The 16442-nt window shown below is 65.7% G+C and carries 16 protein-coding genes; 4 read left to right on the top strand and 12 right to left on the bottom strand.

Translation table 11 applies throughout. From position 1 onward, the window contains the following. Window positions 1-7: 7 nt before the first annotated feature. From AC1MDG_RS04345 to AC1MDG_RS04325, 5 genes are all read right to left on the bottom strand, one after another. Entirely contained in the window at window positions 8-1141 is a 1134-nt protein-coding gene (locus tag AC1MDG_RS04345; protein ID WP_479807814.1) for an LOG family protein, read from the bottom strand. Window positions 1142-1157: 16 nt separating this feature from the next. Then, window positions 1158-1931, bottom strand: a complete 774-nt coding sequence (locus AC1MDG_RS04340; protein WP_479807813.1) for an SDR family NAD(P)-dependent oxidoreductase — start codon at window positions 1929-1931, stop codon at window positions 1158-1160. Between the two features lie 38 nt (window positions 1932-1969). Then, window positions 1970-3352 (bottom strand): MFS transporter, encoded by a 1383-nt coding sequence (locus tag AC1MDG_RS04335; RefSeq protein WP_479807812.1) that lies wholly within the window; start codon window positions 3350-3352, stop codon window positions 1970-1972. Window positions 3353-3581: 229 nt separating this feature from the next. Next, window positions 3582-4289 (bottom strand): FadR/GntR family transcriptional regulator, encoded by a 708-nt coding sequence (locus tag AC1MDG_RS04330; protein WP_479807811.1) that lies wholly within the window; start codon window positions 4287-4289, stop codon window positions 3582-3584. A 48-nt stretch (window positions 4290-4337) separates the two neighbouring features. Further along, window positions 4338-4826 (bottom strand): SRPBCC family protein, encoded by a 489-nt coding sequence (locus AC1MDG_RS04325; RefSeq protein ID WP_043478619.1) that lies wholly within the window; start codon window positions 4824-4826, stop codon window positions 4338-4340. 40 nt (window positions 4827-4866) lie between these two features. On the opposite strand from AC1MDG_RS04325, the gene AC1MDG_RS04320 reads away from it, so the two are divergent. The 3 genes from AC1MDG_RS04320 (at window position 4867) to iolB (ending at window position 7541) form a co-directional block, all read left to right on the top strand. After that, a complete protein-coding gene (locus AC1MDG_RS04320; protein ID WP_479807810.1) occupies window positions 4867-5697 on the top strand; it encodes a gamma-glutamyl-gamma-aminobutyrate hydrolase family protein in 831 nt (276 codons plus the stop codon). Window positions 5698-5858: 161 nt separating this feature from the next. Beyond that, window positions 5859-6599, top strand: a complete 741-nt coding sequence (locus tag AC1MDG_RS04315; protein ID WP_479807809.1) for a GntR family transcriptional regulator — start codon at window positions 5859-5861, stop codon at window positions 6597-6599. A gap of 39 nt (window positions 6600-6638) precedes the next feature. Next, on the top strand, window positions 6639-7541 hold the full coding sequence (gene iolB, locus AC1MDG_RS04310) for a 5-deoxy-glucuronate isomerase (protein ID WP_479807808.1): 903 nt from the start codon (window positions 6639-6641) through the stop codon (window positions 7539-7541). Window positions 7542-7641: 100 nt separating this feature from the next. Here the strand turns inward: iolB and AC1MDG_RS04305 are convergent, their stop codons facing one another. The 5 genes from AC1MDG_RS04305 to AC1MDG_RS04285 form a co-directional block, all read right to left on the bottom strand. After that, window positions 7642-8676 carry a Gfo/Idh/MocA family oxidoreductase gene (locus AC1MDG_RS04305; protein ID WP_479807807.1) on the bottom strand — a complete coding sequence of 345 codons (1035 nt, stop codon included), beginning with the start codon at window positions 8674-8676 and terminating at the stop codon, window positions 7642-7644. A gap of 217 nt (window positions 8677-8893) precedes the next feature. After that, on the bottom strand, window positions 8894-9811 hold the full coding sequence (locus AC1MDG_RS04300) for an ATP-binding cassette domain-containing protein (protein ID WP_479807806.1): 918 nt from the start codon (window positions 9809-9811) through the stop codon (window positions 8894-8896). Window positions 9812-9824: 13 nt separating this feature from the next. Continuing rightward, the gene (locus AC1MDG_RS04295) at window positions 9825-10874 is read right to left on the bottom strand and encodes an ABC transporter permease (protein ID WP_479807805.1); all 1050 of its coding nucleotides are present in this window, start codon (window positions 10872-10874) and stop codon (window positions 9825-9827) included. A gap of 52 nt (window positions 10875-10926) precedes the next feature. After that, complete coding sequence (locus AC1MDG_RS04290) at window positions 10927-11922, bottom strand: substrate-binding domain-containing protein (protein WP_479807804.1); 996 nt, start codon at window positions 11920-11922, stop codon at window positions 10927-10929. Window positions 11923-12170: 248 nt separating this feature from the next. Next, complete coding sequence (locus tag AC1MDG_RS04285) at window positions 12171-13394, bottom strand: MFS transporter (protein WP_479807803.1); 1224 nt, start codon at window positions 13392-13394, stop codon at window positions 12171-12173. Between the two features lie 165 nt (window positions 13395-13559). On the opposite strand from AC1MDG_RS04285, the gene AC1MDG_RS04280 reads away from it, so the two are divergent. Beyond that, on the top strand, window positions 13560-14009 hold the full coding sequence (locus tag AC1MDG_RS04280; protein ID WP_479807802.1) for a MarR family winged helix-turn-helix transcriptional regulator: 450 nt from the start codon (window positions 13560-13562) through the stop codon (window positions 14007-14009). Between the two features lie 81 nt (window positions 14010-14090). Here the strand turns inward: AC1MDG_RS04280 and AC1MDG_RS04275 are convergent, their stop codons facing one another. Together AC1MDG_RS04275 and AC1MDG_RS04270 are read right to left on the bottom strand one after the other, a co-directional pair. Then, window positions 14091-15554, bottom strand: coding sequence for a sugar porter family MFS transporter (locus AC1MDG_RS04275; protein WP_479807801.1), 1464 nt, complete (start codon window positions 15552-15554; stop codon window positions 14091-14093). A gap of 10 nt (window positions 15555-15564) precedes the next feature. After that, complete coding sequence (locus AC1MDG_RS04270) at window positions 15565-16437, bottom strand: sugar phosphate isomerase/epimerase family protein (protein ID WP_043478576.1); 873 nt, start codon at window positions 16435-16437, stop codon at window positions 15565-15567. Window positions 16438-16442: the final 5 nt, after the last annotated feature.

Raw genomic sequence — 16442 nt, 5'->3', positions numbered from 1 at the left:
GCCTCGGCTAGCCCGCCACGATGTCGAGGGCTTCGTCCACCGTGTCCACCAGGAAGATCCTGTCCGCCATCGCGTTGCCCGAGGCCAGGCTCTGCAGCAACGGCCAGACAGGATAGCGTCGCTGCCAGTGTTCGCTGCCAACGAGGACCATGGGCGTGATGGTTTCGGAAGCGCCGTAGTAGTTCTCACAGGCGTCCTGGAAAATTTCCTGCAGGGTGCCCGCGGATCCCGGCAGGAAGATCACACCGCCGTCGCACAGCTCCAGCAGTATCGCTTCCCGGATGGCGTTGGCGAAGTACTTTGCGATGTGGGTCGCGAAATAGTTGGGCGGCTCGTGGCCGTAGAACCACGTGGGAACCCCCAGCGACGGCGTCCCGTCCGGATAGCGTTCGACGACGGCCGCCGCCGTCCGCGCCCAGGCGGACACCGAGGGCCGGAACCCCGGCACGGCTTCCAGCTGCGCCAACGCCGCGTGGAAGTCCGGGTCCGGCAGTTCGCTGAGGTAGGCGCCCATGTTGGCGGCTTCCATGGCGCCCGGACCGCCGCCGGTGGCCACCACCCGTCCGCTCCTAGCGAGAAGCCGCCCGGCGAGGGCCGCCTCCTCGAAGGCCGGCGTTCCGCGCCGCGCCGTGTGGCCGCCCATCACGCCCACCATTGGACGGCCCCGGCACACTTCGGAGCGTGTCAGCTCATCAAGGGCGTCACCGATCGAGTGGTCATGCAGGGCCGCTGCGAGCGTGGCGTCCAGCCGGTGCCGCTGGCCCGGCCGGATGCTCCACTGGTAGATCCGGGCGTCCAGCGTAGATTCGTACCGGCCGCCCGGCGGACCGAAGTAGAGCTCCTGCGGTGAATACAGCTGGCCCCGGTAGGGATTGAAGGGCACAGTGTCCAGCTTGGGGAAGATCAGCGCCCCCCGGCCCCGCAGCGAGTCCTCCACACCGTCATCGAACGTGCAGCCCAGGAAGATGGCCCCCTGCGGGTCCATGGCTTCGAGCGGAGCGGTGCGGCCGCGGAGGTCCAGGGACTGCGCGTGCCAGCCCTGCATGCTGCGGACGCCTGCGTTTACCAGCCGATCAAAGCTGTCCAGGCTTTCAACCTCAAGGGTTCTGGGGCTGGGACTCAGGCTGTGCGCGGCGTTCATGGAGCCAGCCTAGTTGTCAGCTGACCTGCAGTCCTCCGTTGATGTCATAGGTAGCGGCGGTGATGTAGCCGGAATCCTGCCCGAGGAGGAAGGAGATCAGGGCGGCGACTTCCTCGCGGGTTCCCACCCGTCCCATCATGATGCCCTCTGACATCTGGGCCTTGCGCTCCTCGGTCAGGGTGCCGCCCATGATGTCGGTGTCGATGGGGCCCGGTGTGATCGCGTTGACCGTGACGCCGAACTCGCCCACTTCGCGGGCCAGGGCACGGGTGAAGCCGATGATTCCGGCCTTGGAAGCGCTGTAGGCAACTTTGGAATAGGTGCCGCCGCCACGCTGGGCGGAAATCGAGGAGATGCTGACAATCCGCCCGAGCTTGCGTTCGATCATGCCCTTGAGCACGCGCTGCGAGACGATGAAGGTGCCGCGCATGTTGATGGCGAAGACCTTGTCCCATTCCTCGACAGTTGTCTCCATGAAGGGGGTCGGCGAGCTGATGCCAGCCAGGTTTGCGAGCGCGACGATGGGCGGCAGCGATTCTTCGATTTCACTGATCGCACGGTCCACCGAAGCGGCATCTGAAACATCGGCGCCTACTCCCAGGGCCTTCACGGCGCGGTTGGAACCGATCTCGGCGGCCGCGGCCTCGGCGTCCTCGGCGTTGATGTCCAGGATGGCGATCGACCAGCCTTCGCTGGCCATCCGGTCCGCAGCGGCGCGGCCTATGCCGCGGGCGGAAGCTGCCCCGGTCAGGACAACGGTACGTTCGGCGGGGAATGAGGTGGTTGTCATGGTGTGTCTTTCGTCAGGATTCGATGGTGTTCGGTTGATCAGGAGCGGGCTTTGGCCGGGTTCACGGTCACGGCTGCTGCGGCGGCAACTGCGGGATCCAGGGCGGCATCGCCTTCGGGCCGCTTGCGGGCGTAGAGGTAGGTGGCCACTGCAGTGACGCACAGGCAGAAGGACAGGAAGAGCAGGCCGCTCTGGTTGTTACCTGTGGCGTCCTTGAGCATGCCGACGGCGTACGGTGCCACGAACCCGCCAAGGTTTCCCAGGGAGTTGACCAGGGCCAGCCCGGACGCAGCGGCTGCACCGGTGAGGGCCGCGGACGGCATGGACAGGAACGGGGCGATGGCCCCGTAGATCCCCATGGCGGAGACCGTGAGGGCAATCAGGGCCAGGACGGGGTTGACCGGGAGCAGGTACCCGGCTGCCAGAAGGCCCATGCCGGCGAGAACCATGCTGACGGCGGTGTGCCAGGCGCGCTTTCCGGTCCGGTCCGCCCGCTTGCTCCAGAAGTACACGAAGACGGCGGCGACGGCGTAGGGAATGAAGACGATGAATCCCACTTCGGCGGTGGAGAACTTGCCCAGGGCTGCAACGATGGTGGGCATCCACAGGCCAAGTCCGTAGATGCCGCAGACCAGGCCGAAGTACAGCGCCGAATAGACCAGCGTGCGCTTGTCCTTCAGGCCGGCCAGGAAGTTGTGCTTTCCGCCCTTGGACTTGGCGGCCAGTTCGGCGTCCATGGTGGTTGCGAGCCATTCGCGTTCGTCGGTGTTGAGCCACTTCGCGTCCCGGGGGCGGTCGGTCATCAGGATCGGGGTCAGCAGGCCCAGGAGGATCGCCGGGATGCCTTCGATGATGTAGAGCCACTGCCAGCCCTGCAGGCCCAGGATGCCGTCCATCTGCAGCAGCAGCCCGGACACCGGGGCGCCGAGCGCGTTGGATACCGGCTGGGCCAGGATGAAGATGCCCAGGACGGTGACGCGCTGCGCGGCCGGGAACCACAGCGTCAGGTAGAAGAGGATGGCGGGGAAGAAGCCTGCCTCGGCTGCACCCAGCAGGAAGCGGATGATGTAGTAGGTGCTTTCCCCGTTGACCAGCGCCATGGCGGTGGCGAAGATGCCCCAGGTGATGAGGATCCGGGCAAGCCACTTGCGTGCACCGAAGCGGTACATTCCGGCGTTGCTCGGCACTTCGAGCAGGGCGTAGCCGAGGAAGAAGATGCCGGCACCGAGGCCGTAGGCAGCAGCGCTGAGGCCGATGTCCTCGCTCATGGTGAGTTTGGCGAAGCCCACGTTATTGCGGTCAAGGTAGGCAACGAAGTAGAGCAGGACGATCAGCGGCATCACGCGGCGGCGGACCTTGCGGAGCGTGCGTTCGCCGAGCTCGCCGAGTCCGGCGGACTGCATGGAGAGTGAAGTCATCATCGACCTTCTGTCTGACGGAGGCGGCACCTGGACGGTGACGCGATCCTTAGGAGATGTTGGGGGGTGATTCCGTCGGACTACCAGCTGAGTCTGATGTCTGACATCTGACGGAAGAACATGAGGAAAATCATAGGAGCGTGATCTGGGTTACGTCAAGCCCGCGCCGCGCAGCCGCCGCGTGGTGCGATTGCACATGGCGGGCCGGATACCGGCGCGGGCTGCGCGGTTGTCAGGGCTCGGAGCGGTGCACGTACCGTTCGTAGTCGCGGTACGTCTGCTCCATGTGTTCGTCCATGGTCCGCCGGGACAGCTCGGCGTCCCCGCTGAGGATACTGTCCATGACCCTCTGGTGGTACTCGATGGCGTGGACCTGGATTTCGGGCACGGCCGAGGTCTCCCGCCTGGTCATGTAGAGCAGCTGGCCCAGCTGCGCGAACAGGGCCCGGACAAACGGATTGCCCGAGGCCTTCAGCACTGCGTCATGAAATGCGATGTCCGCCTCGACAAAGCGGTCCAGGTCACCGGACTCATGGAAACGCTTCATTGCCGTGATGCACTCCCGCATCTGCTCGGCGTGCTCGGGGGTGTGCCGCTTGGCAGCCAGGGAGGCCGCACCCGTTTCCACCATGCGGCGCATCTCGATCAGCCCCACGGAGACCTGGTCTGCCGCGTTTCCGTGCGAGGCGGCCTTGAAGATCGCGTCCAGCCCGGTCCAGTTGTCCGAGGGATTGACGAACGTTCCGCGGCCGGCCTTGACGTAGAGGATATTCTGCGCCCGCAGCGCCTTGAGCGCCTCGCGTACGGTGAGCCTGCTGACATCGTAGGCCTTGGCAATATCCGCTTCGGGGGGTATGGCATCGTGCGGCTTCAGCTTGCCGTCAAGGATGTCGTCGAGCAGGCCGTCGACGAGGTCGTCAACGAGTGTCCTGCGGCCCATCCTGGCTCCTGCCTTCAGTCGTACCCGCCGCTGCGGGTGCCTTCAACATTACTGTCGAACGCGACCCGGATCAGCATCCTGGCCCGAGCCGGCGACATACTGGTCCAGCTTCGCCAGGGTGGCCTCCAGGTTGGCGGGGTGGCGGCGCAGGTAGCCGGCCAGCCGAAGGAAGGACTTTCCGCGGACCCGCCGGGCATCCCATTGCTCGGTGACCAGCGTGCCCGGGACGCCGCGGGCGTCGGTGGAGGGTTCCAGCACATAGCGCCACACGTGGCCAAAGAAATGCCGCCAGGCGATGCGCCGGCCTTCTTCGAACTCACAGACCGTGTTAAGGATCTTGTAGTCAACCAGCATGTTCATTTCCATGCCGAACCTGGCGCCGGCAGACAACCGCTCCGGACCGCGAGGCTGGGCGGCCTTCACAGTCTCCGACCCGTCAATCACGCTGTGCAGTGCAGGCGTGGCCAGGACCTCGAAAATAACCTCGGGGCCGGCTTCGATGAAGCGCTGGCGGGACACAAGGTATCTGTTGTTCATCCGGCAAGCCTAACCGTTTCGGGCTGTTGCAGAATAAGTCATGCACATTCCTCCCCTGCACCCGGCCGGCCGCCCCCGGATCGGAATCCCGGTCCGGCTCAGCACCTCCCGGGGTACAGACCCCCGGGTCGGGGAAGCCAATGAACTGTTCGGGTACATCGTGGAGCTGGTCCGCGCCGGCGGCGGGGAGCCGGTACTGCTGACGGCAGATTCCGACGACGGCGGGCTGGCCGAAACGCTCAAGGGGCTTGACGGCGTCGTACTCCCCGGCGGCGGGGACCTGGACCCGCGACTTTACGGCGAAAAGCAGGGCGCCGCATGCTACGACGTCAACCCGGCACAGGACGAACTGGACCTGGCCGTCGCGCGCGGAAGCCTGGACGAGGGCCTGCCGCTGCTGGGTATCTGCCGCGGACACCAGCTCCTCAACGTCCTCTACGGCGGAACCCTGGTGCAGGACATGGCTGCCGGGCCGGTGACGCACCACGAGCCCGCGCCGGGCGATGCCGCGATGAACGGTGCCGATGAAGCGGCGCCGGGACCCTGGGCCTGGCACGACGTGGACATCCTCCCCGCTTCCAAGGTGGGACGTCTTTACAACCGGCAGGGCGGGGCGGACGGCCTGACAGTGAAGATCGCCTCCGGACACCACCAGGCGGTGGCGCGCGTTGCGGACGGGCTGATCGTAACGGCCGTCGCCGGCGACGGCACCGTGGAAGCGCTGGAGGATCCTTCACGCTGGGTGGCATCCGTTCAGTGGCATCCCGAAGTCCTGGAGCTCCCGGCCGGGGAACGCGTGGCACCCTTCCGGGAGTTCGTGGAGGTGTGCCGAAGCGGGCGGCCTACAGCGGCAGCCGCGGCGAGCGCGTAGCGACTGAGCCCCCTTGGGGCATCCGGTTGCCAGTCCTTGGCCGCCGGAGAGCAGCCTGCTATTATCGTCAAAAAGGCAGTATGTCCTATCAAGAGAACATACGCTGACATACGCGGGCCCTCCGGTACCCTCGGAGGTCGCGGAGCACAAGGGAGCGCTCAGTGGCGAATCAACTTAATCTCAGCATCGACCGCTCTTCACCGGTCCCCCTCTACCACCAGGTGGTCCAGGGCATCGAGTCGGCCATCCACACCGGGCTGCTCCCCCCGGGCAGCCGGCTGGACAACGAGATCGACCTTGCGGCCCAGCTCAACCTGTCCCGGCCCACCATGCGCAAGGCCATGGACGAGCTGGTGCGGTCCGGACTCCTGGTGCGCAAGCGCGGGGTGGGCACGCAGGTTGTCTCCAGCCAGGTCCGGAGGCCGTTGGAACTTTCGAGCCTCTACGACGACCTCACCAATAACGGGAGCAAGCCCACCACCGAGGTGCTCAGCTTCTCCCATATCGAAGCCGATGCCCCCACGCGTGAAGCCCTCCAGCTTCCCGCCGGTGCCAAGGTGTACCACTTCACCCGGTTGCGCAAGGTGGGCGGCAAGCCGCTGGCCCTGATGGAAAACTGGGTCCGCGACGACATCACCCCCATCGACGAGGCCCAACTGGCCGCCCAGGGCCTGTACGCGATCCTACGCAGCGGCGGCGTGAACTTCCGGCTGGCCTCGCAGCGCATCGGCGCCATGGTTGCCAATGACTACCAGGCTCCGCTGCTGGACACCGAACCCGGCCTGGCGCTGGTGACCATGGAACGCACCGCTGTGGACGACACGGGACGCATGGTGGAGACCGGCCACCACGTCTACCGCGGCGACTCCTACAGCTTTGAAATGACCCTCGTCCAGCGCTAGGCGCTGCGGCAGCAAGCACTTAAACGAAAGAATAAATCTATGGCCAACTGGGTATATCCGCTGGGCTCCGCCGCCGACGGCGGCTGGGACGTTTCCCTGGGAACGTCCGACTCCGCGCTTGACGTGGACGGCTGGGCCCACACCGGACTCAAAGTCGGGACGCTGGCAGCAGGCGCCGCCGTCGAACTCCCCGCCGCCGGCGAGGAACGCATCGTGGTTCCGCTCAGCGGTTCCTTTACCGCCACGGTCGACGGCAAGGACTTCCCGCTGGCCGGCCGGGCCAGCGTTTTCCACGGCCCCAGCGATGTGCTCTACACCGGCACGGAGAAGGCTGTCACCATCAGTTCTGCGGACGGCGGCCGGGTGGCGGTTGCAACGGCTCCCGCGAAGACGTCCTACCCGACCCGGCTCGTGACGGCCGCCGAGACCCCCGTGGAACTGCGGGGTGCCGGCAACTGCTCGCGGCAGGTCCACAACTTCGGTACCCCGGCCGCACTGGAGGCCGACCGCTTCATCGTCTGCGAAGTGATCACTCCGGCCGGCAACTGGTCCTCGTATCCCCCGCACAAGCATGACGAGGAAAAGGACGGCGAAACCAATCTCGAGGAAATCTACTACTTCGAGACCCGCGTAGCGCCGGACGGTCCCGCGGCCGGCTCAGGCGTGCAAGGCGATGCCATCGGCTACCAGCGTGTCTATGCCTCCGACGATCGGCCCATCGACGTCTCGGCTGAGGTCCGTACCGGCGACGTCGTTTTGGTGCCTTACGGCTGGCATGGCCCGGCAATGGCCGCCCCGGGATACGACCTGTACTACCTGAACGTGATGGCCGGTCCCGGCCCCGTCCGTGAGTGGCTCATCAGCGATGACCCGCACCACGGCTGGATCCGCCAGACCTGGGAGGGCAAGGACGTGGACCCGCGGCTGCCCTTCACCGCCTAGAGACGAAAAGAAGCCCCCGACCGGTTCAGCCGGTCAGGGGCTTCTTCGTTGCCGCTGGGCGCTACGGGCCAGCGCCGCCGGGACCAGCGTCCGCCGGGGGTCAGCGGGGCACTTTCTGGGCCACGCGGACCGGGACGCCCGTTGCCAGCGATTCCTGGGCGGCGTCCGCCACCCGGGATGCGGCCACGGCGTCCTCCGGGGTGCACGGGTTCTCCCGGCGGCCCAGGATCAGCTCCACGAAGGCTGCCATCTCGGAGCGGTATGCCTGGTCGAAGCGTTCCGCGAAGGTCTTGTGCGGCTCGCCCGCCGGGAAGTCGATCCCGGCTTCGGCCGATACCATCGCCGTCTTGTCATCCAGCCCCACCATCAGCGAACGGCGGGAACCCTGGATTTCGAGCCGGACGTCGTGGCCAGCCCCGTTATACCGGGTGGCGGAGACGGTCCCGACCGTGCCGTCGTCGAACGTCACCAGCGCGAGCGCGGTGTCCACGTCCCCCACGCCGCCGATGGCCGGGTCGCCGTTATTGGAGCCCTTGGCGTACACCTCCACGATTTCCCGGCCGGTCAGCCAGCGCAGGATGTCGAAGTCATGGACGGAGCAGTCCCGGAAGAGGCCGCCGGAGCTGGCCAGGAACTCCACCGGAGGCGGTGCCATGTCGCATGTGACGGCCCGCAGCGAGTGGATCCAGCCCAGCTCGCCGGCCTGGTAGGCGCGCCGGGCTTCAAGGTAGCCGGCGTCGAAGCGGCGCTGGTGCCCGATCTGCACCACACCCTTCCGGTCCCGGATGTAGTCCAGCACCGGCAGCGCGTCCGCCACGTTCAAAGCCACCGGCTTCTCGCAGAACACGGGGATCCCGGCATCCACACCGGCTTTGATCAGTTCCGGGTGCGTTGCCGTTCCGGTGGCAATGACCAGCCCGTCCAGCCCGGAGGACAGGAGTGCCTCCACCGAGGGAAGGAACTCGGCGCCAAGCCCGGCCGCGACGGTCCGCGCGTGCTCTTCCGCAACGTCGGTGAGCCGGAGCCTGACGTTGATGCCTTCCGGGTTGAGGATCCCGTTCAGCGCGGCGATGTTGTTGGCGTGCATGACGCCGATCCGCCCCACTCCGACCAGGCCAAGAATGACGTCCTTCATGATTCTCCTCTGCATAATCCACCGTTGATGCCGCCACCGCCGCCGGGGCGCCTTGCTTGACTGATTCGATGCAGGCCAGCGCCATCGCCAGCGCGCGCCGGGCGTGCCGGAACCGCACAGCTGCGGGTTCCCGGTGCTGCGGGTGCCGGGCTATGGCATGGCTGAGCAGGGCCGGCCCCGGCGGGCTGACCCTGCTCGTGCAGCTGGGCCGTAGGGGTCAGCTGTAGGCCTTGCCGGTGGTCTGTGCCACCTCAGCCACTTCACCCTTGACTTCCTTGACCACGTCTCCGTGGCCGCCGAGCTGTTCCAGTTCGTGGGCCAGTTCGGCCAGTTCGGCGCCGCCGGCCATCTGGGCGGTGAGTTCGTCGAGGGTGATGTCCTTCTTCTCGTAGTAGCCGATCGACTTGCCGCGCTTGAGCAGCAGGAACCGGTCACCCACCGGGAAGGCGTGGTGCGGGTTGTGGGTGATGAAAATGACGCCCAGGCCGCGGTCACGGGCCTGCAGGATGTAGCGGAGCACCACGCCGGACTGCTTCACGCCCAGGGCCGCCGTCGGCTCGTCCAGGATCAGCACCTTCGCGCCGAAGTACACGGCACGGGCGATCGCGACGCACTGGCGTTCACCGCCGGAGAGCTGGCCGATGGGTTGCTCCACGTCGCGCAGGTCGATGCCCATCTCTGCGAGTTCGTGCTTGGTGATGTCCTTCATCTTCTCGACGTCCATGCTCTTGAACGGGCCGAAGCCGGAGGTCAGCTCGGAGCCGAGGAAGAAGTTCCGCCAGATCGGCATCAGCGGCACGACGGCGAGGTCCTGGTAGACGGTGGCGATGCCGACGTCGAGGGCGTCGCGGGGGGAGGTGAACTTCCGGTCCTCCCCCATGACCTTCAGGACACCCTCGTCGTGCTGGTGCAGGCCGGCGATGATCTTGATCAGCGTGGACTTGCCGGCGCCGTTGTCGCCCAGGACGCAGGTGACGCGGCCGTTGTCCACGGCCATGGTGACGTCGGTCAGGGCGACGATGTTGCCGTAGTGCTTGCCGACCCTGTCCAGCGAGAGCAGGTGCACCGGAGTGTGGGTCAGCGGATCGGTTTCGTTCTGGAGCAAGGTCTGCTGGTCAATCTGTTTGGCATTCATTTCTCCGGCCCCTTTACTTGAGCTCTGCGCGGCGCTTGACGATGAGATTGACGATGGTGGCCAGCAGCAGCATCAGGCCCAGGAAGAACTTGAACCAGTCCGGGTTCCACTGCGCGTAGACGATGCCCTTGTTGGCCATGCCGAAGATGAACGCGCCGATCGCGCCGCCCACGGCCGAACCGTAACCGCCGGTCAGGAGGCAGCCGCCGATCACCGCGGCAATGATGTAGAGGAACTCGTTGCCCACGCCCTCACCGGACTGCACGGCGTCGAATGCGAACAAGTTGTGCATGCCCAGGATCCAGCCGCAGAAACCCACGGCCATGAACAAGCCGATCTTGGTGGCCTTGACCGGTACACCCACGGCCCGGGCCGCGTTCGCGTCACCGCCGACGGCGAAGATCCAGTTGCCCACCTTGGTCCGGAGCAGGACCCAGGAGGCCACAGCAACCAGAGCGAACCAAATGAAGACCGTGTTCTTGACGTCCACCCCGCCGATGTTTACCGAGGAGGAAAACAGTGCCTGTGCGGACTTGTAACCATCCATGGTGGAAATCGACGGCGAGGAAACACCCCCGCCGATCAGTCGGGTCAGGCCCAGGTTCAGGCCGGTCAGCATGAGGAATGTGGCCAGGGTGACAATAAAGCTGGGCAGCTTGGTCTTCATGAGGATCCAGCCGTTGATATACCCGATTCCCAGGGACACGAGCAACGCCAGGCCAACCCCCACCCACACATTCGTGCTGAAGTACCAGCTGAACATCGAGGCCGTCAGCGCGGAGCTGATCACGGCGACACCTGTCGAGAGGTCGAACTCCCCGCCAATCATCAGCAAGGACACCCCCACCGCCATGATCCCGATCGTCGAACTGCCATAAAGGATGGTCGCCAGGGCATTGGGCTGGGTAAAGGTCGGGGAAACCAGCGCGAAGAAAACGAAGAGAACGATGGCGCCCACGAGGGCACCGACCTCGGGCCGGCCGAGGAGTTTCTGGAACGGACTGCGCTTGGCGACGCGCTCATCGGGCGCCGCCGGCTTTGTCGGTGTCTGGGTGATGGTCATGATGATTCTCCTTGCCGCCGGGCCGGCGCAGGCCGGCCCGGCCAGCGGGCTGTTAGCGGATACCCTGCTGAGCGAACTTCAGGACGTCGGCCGCGTTGGATTTGTCGACGAGGCTCGGACCGGTGAGGACCGACTGGCCGCCGCCGAGCTTGAAGCCGCCGCGCTTGTTCTGCCAGAGCGCGTCAACCGACATGTAGCCCTGCAGCCACGGCTGCTGGTCCACGGTGAAGAGGACATTTCCGTCAACGATTTTCTGCGCGAGATCCGCGTTCAGGTCGAAGCTTGCCACCTTGGAAGCGCTGCCGGCGTCCGTGACAGACTTGAGGAGGGTGAGCGTGATGGGGGCACCCAGGCCGATGATGACGTCGGCGTCCTTGGACGCCTGCAGCTTGGCTGTCGCGGTGGACTGGACTGCGGTCATGTCCTTGCCGTCGACGTACAGGATTTCAGTCCCGGGCACTTTGGCCTTGACGCCGGCGCACCGCGCTTCGAGGCCCACGTGGCCCTGCTGCTGGATCACGCAGACCGGGTGCTTGTAGCCTTCGGATGCGAGCCTGGTACCGACGGCCTCGCCGGCGAGCTTTTCGTTCGAGCCGAAGTGGGTGAACGCTCCGAGCTGGGCCGAGACGCCTTCACCGGCGTTGAGGCTCACCACGGGGATCCCAGCGTCGGTGGCTTTCTTCAGGACGTCCTTCAGTGCATCCGGGGTCGCGAGCGTAATCGCGATGCCGTCAACCTTCTGGTCGATGGCCTGCTGGACGAGCTGGGACTGCCGGCCAGCTTCCGGATCGCTCGTGTAGAGCAGCTCAACGTTGTCCTTCGCCGACGCTTCCTCGGCGCCCTTGCGGACGATGTCCCAGAAGGTATCACCCGCGGCAGCGTGGGTAATGAGTGCCACTTTGATGCGGTCCGTGCTTGCGGCCTGGCCACCACCTGCGCCGCCACCCGTCTCGGCGGGCTTTCCGCCGGTGCTTGAACACGCACTCAACGCCATCATCGGCACCACCGCCGCAACCAGGGCCGCCTTGCGCCAGGAAAAATTAGCCACCTTTATCTCCTTTGATCTCAGGTTCCGGGCTGCCACTCTGCAACCGCCGGAGCACTGTCTACCTCGATCATGGTGATTCGGCTCACTAAAGTCAATAGTTTGTCCTGACATTAGGATGTTTTTACCTAAAAACGGGTTTGATGGCACAGAAAAGCCGGGGATGACGGCCAGGCCACCATCCCCGGCGCTGCCATGCGAAAGCCCCCACGCCCCGCCGGGCGGGGCCGCGGGGCGCGTCTCCGCGGCTGCTAGACGCCGACGGGCGCCTCGGCAGCAGCGGGCGCGGAGGCCGCCGTCGTACGTTCATGATCCTGCCGCTTGGCTTTCGCGGCTGCGAAAGCCATCACACCGAGTCCAAGGAGGGTGATCCCTGCCCCGGCCCAGATCGGCGAGGTATAGCCGAGGCCCGCCGTGATGGTGACGCCGCCCAGCCAGGCGCCAAGGGCGTTGCCGACGTTGAAGGCGCCGATGTTCGCACCCGAGGCCAGGGTGGGGGCACTGTCGGCGTACTTCATGACGCGCATCTGCAGCCCCGGGACAGTCGCGAAGCCGAAGCCGCCCATCAGCACGATGGAAGCAATGGTGAGGGGCTGGCTAGCGGCGGTCACCGCGAAGGCCACCAGGATCACCACCAGCGCGGCGAGAACTACCAGGAGCGTGCGGTCCACATTGCGGTCTGCGGCCTTCCCGCCCACGGTGTTCCCGATGAACAGCCCGACGCCGAAGAGGATCAGGAGCCAGGGCACGGTGGACGCCGCGAAGCCGGTGACCTCGGTGAGGGTGTAGGCGATGTAGGTGAAGGCACCGAACATGCCGCCGTAGCCGAGGACGGTGACCAGGATGGACAGCCACACCTGGCCGGACCGGAAGGCGCGCAGCTCGCCGCGGAGCCCGCCGGAGGCAGCCTGGGCAGCCGTGTCGCCCTGCCCGGTCCGGGGCACCAGCGTCAGGATGCCGATGAGCGCCAGGACACCGATGCCCGTGATGGCCCAGAAGGTGGAGCGCCAGCCGGCCGCTTGGCCGAGCATGGTTCCGAACGGGACGCCCAGGACGTTGGCGGCGGTGAGGCCGGTGAACATGATGGCGATGGCGCCCGCTTTTTTCGTGGGGGCCACCATGTCCGCGGCCACCACGGCCCCGATGCCGAAGAACGCGCCGTGGGCCAGGGCGGCCACAATCCGGCCGATCATCATCATGGAGTAGTCGGGAGCGGTGGCCGAGACCAGGTTGCCGGCGATGAACAGCACCAGCAGGACGGCGAGGACAGGCTTGCGTTCGAAGCGCGTCACGGCCGCTGTGAGCAGGAGGGCGCCGACGACGACGGCGAGGGCGTAGCCGGAGATCAGCCAGCCGGCCGTGGCCTCGCTGACGCGGAAGTCGGCGGCAACCTCAGGCAGCAGGCCCATGATCACGAACTCAGTGAGTCCGATCCCGAACCCGCCGAGGGCTAGTGCTAACAGGCCAATAGGCATGGCGGAGCTCCTTCAAAACTGTACGGAATGGGGGTAGGGCGCGTAAGCTACTAGTTGCAGACGCGTTATTTATTGTTGCACAAGCAGATACCACGCGCAAGCAACTACTATTTGTTGTGCCCCGTTTCATATCCATGGGGTACGCGATTCGAAGGGAAGTACACCATGGGCATCAAGGACGACGCCGTTGAAGTCCGCGCACAGGGATGGCGCACCCTGGCGGCCCTGCACGGCCTGATCGAGTCGGAGCTGGAACGCTCGCTCCAAGCCGAAGCCCGGCTGTCCGTCGTCGAGTACACCGTGCTCGATGCCCTGAGCAGGCAGGACGGCTGGCACATGCGCATGCAGCAACTGGCCCGCGCCACCGCACTGAGCGCCAGCGCCACCACGAGGCTGGTCAACAGGCTCGAGGACCGCGGCCTGCTCACGCGCATCCTCTGCGCGGACGACCGCCGCGGCATCTACACCGAACTGACGGAGAGCGGCATCAACCTGCTGGAGGAGGCGCGCCCCACCCACGACGCCACGCTGGAACGGGCCCTGGCCGAAGCGCAGGAGATCCCGGAGCTCGCCCCGCTGGTGGACGCGCTGCCCAGGCTGCACGCGCACGCCTAGGCCGCAAACAAGAACACCACAACGCAAAAGCCCCGCGCCGCGCCGAAGCGCGCCCGCGGGGCTTTCTTGCTGAAGAGACGCCTACTTAACTCCCGCAGCGTCCTTGACGGCAGCGTTCTTGAAGTGGTGCTCCAGGTCCTCAAGGCTCTTGTCCTTGGTCTCAGGGACCACCCGTTTCACCCAGACGATGGCTGCCAGCTGGATTGCCACGAAGATGAAGAACGTGGTTGAAACGCCGATCGACGCCACCATCTGCGGGAAGAAGAATCCGATCAGGAAGTTGATCATCCACAGCACGAACACACAGATGCCCATGCCGATGCCGCGGACATGCAGCGGGAAGATTTCGGACATGGTCAGCCACGTCACCGTGCCGATGCAGGACTGCATGGACGCCAGGAAGGTCACCATGAACAGCAGCACCAGGTAGCCGCGGGCGATGCCTTCAGGAACCAGCATGGAAATCAGGCCGATGGCCAGCAGCGAGGATGCCGTGCCTGCCAGGCCCACGATCAGCATCGACTTCCGGCGCACCTTCGTCATCAGGGACATGCCGACAATGACGGCCACCACGGAGGTGATGCCGTTGACCACGTTGGCCAGCAGGGCACCCTGGTCCCCGAAGCCGGAGCTGGAGAGGATCGAGGTGCCGTAGTACATGATGGCGTTGACGCCGCTAATCTGGTTGATGACCGCCATGCCCAGGCCCACCACGAAGATCCTGCGGATCCATGGCACGGTGAGGTCCCGGAACGTGCCGAGCTTGGATTGGTAGTCTTCCCGGGCCGCCTGCCGCACTTCATCGAATTCCGTGGAGACATCGGCCGTGGCACGGGTCTTTCGTAGCACCTCGAGGACCTCGCCGAAGCGTCCGGCCGACGCCAGCCAGCGGGGGCTTTCGGGCAGTACCAGCATGCCGAACCAGAGTACGACCGCGGGCAGCGTTGCGATGACCAGCATCCAGCGCCACACGTGGGACGCTTCCGGGAAGGCGTTGCCCAGGACGGCGTTGAACGTAAACGCCAGGAACTGGCCCGTGACGATCATGAGCTCGTTCTGCGTGACGATTCGCCCGCGCTGGGCTGCCGGCGACATTTCCGCAAGGTACACGGGCACGATCACCGATGCCCCGCCCACCGCCAGGCCCAGGACGGTACGGGCTGCCACCAGCAGCTCGGTGGTGGGCGCCATGGAACAGGCGACGGTGGACAAGGCGAAGATAATCGCCAGCGCCATGATGGTCCTGCGACGGCCGAAACGGTCGGACAACCGGCCCGCGGTGATGGCGCCGAAGGCCGCGCCGAACAGCAGCGTCGAAGTGACAAGTCCTTCGGTCAGCGGCGTCAGCCCGAGGTCGCGCTGCATGAACGGCAAGGCACCGTTGATGACACCGGTGTCGTAGCCGAAGAGAAGCCCGCCGAATGTCGAGAACAGTGCCACCCGCCGCATGAATCCCTTGGGATGGGCGGCATCACTGGCCGGGCCGTCGCTTCCGGACCGGGATCGGGCCGATGTACTGGGGAGTGTATTTTCCGTTTGCTTCATCGGGCAGCCGCTACCGGGCCTTCGCGATGTAGTTGTTCATCGTGTCCAGCTGGTAACGGGAAACCTCCGCGGCGTTCTCGTCTTCGGCGAAGACGCTGGACACCATCACAGTGTCTTCACGGTCCAGGAAGCCGATTTCCTGCAGGCCGCCGAAGAATTCCTCCCAGTTGACGTCGCCGTCGCCGATTTTCAGGTGCTGGTGCACGCGGACCGGGTTGCCGGGCGGGTTAGTGATGTAGCGCAGGCCGTGCGAGGCGTGGTGGTTCATGGTGTCTGCGACGTGCACCAGCCGGAGCTTGTCCCCCGCCGCGCGCATGATATCCAGCGGCGCGTTCTTCATGTGGAAGCTGTGCGATGCCACGTAGACGAGGCCCACGTTCTTGGAGTTCAGGCCGCGGATGACGCGGATGGCGGCCAGGCCTTCCTCCACGAAGTCGTCCGGGTGCGGATCGATCAGGAGGTCCAGGCCTTCGCGTTCGATGATGGGCAGCAACTCCTCCATGGAGCGGTAGAAGGCGCGCTCTGATTCCTCGGCCTTCTCCGGGCGTCCGCTGAATTCGGTGTTGATGGTGCTGACGCCCAGGTCCACCGTGATCTGGATGACGCGCTTCCAGTAACGGACAGCAGCTTCGCGGGCATCCTCGTCCGGCCCGGACCAACGGAGTACGGGCAGGACCGAGGCGATCTCGACCCCCACGTCCTTGCAGGCCTTGTTGAGCTTGCCCACCAGTTCGTCGTCGGCCTTGGGGTGGTTGTAGAACGGGATGAAGTCGGCGTGCGGCGTCATCTGCATGTACTTGTAGCCGAGGTCCGCCACCACACGCGGGAATTCGAGCAGGCTGTGCGAGTGGTGGAACGGCGTTGGATCAAGTGCGATTTTCACGGGGA

Source organism: Arthrobacter sp. AIWTK1 (assembly GCF_056680535.1).
This window is presented reverse-complemented; position numbering and strand designations above follow the sequence as displayed.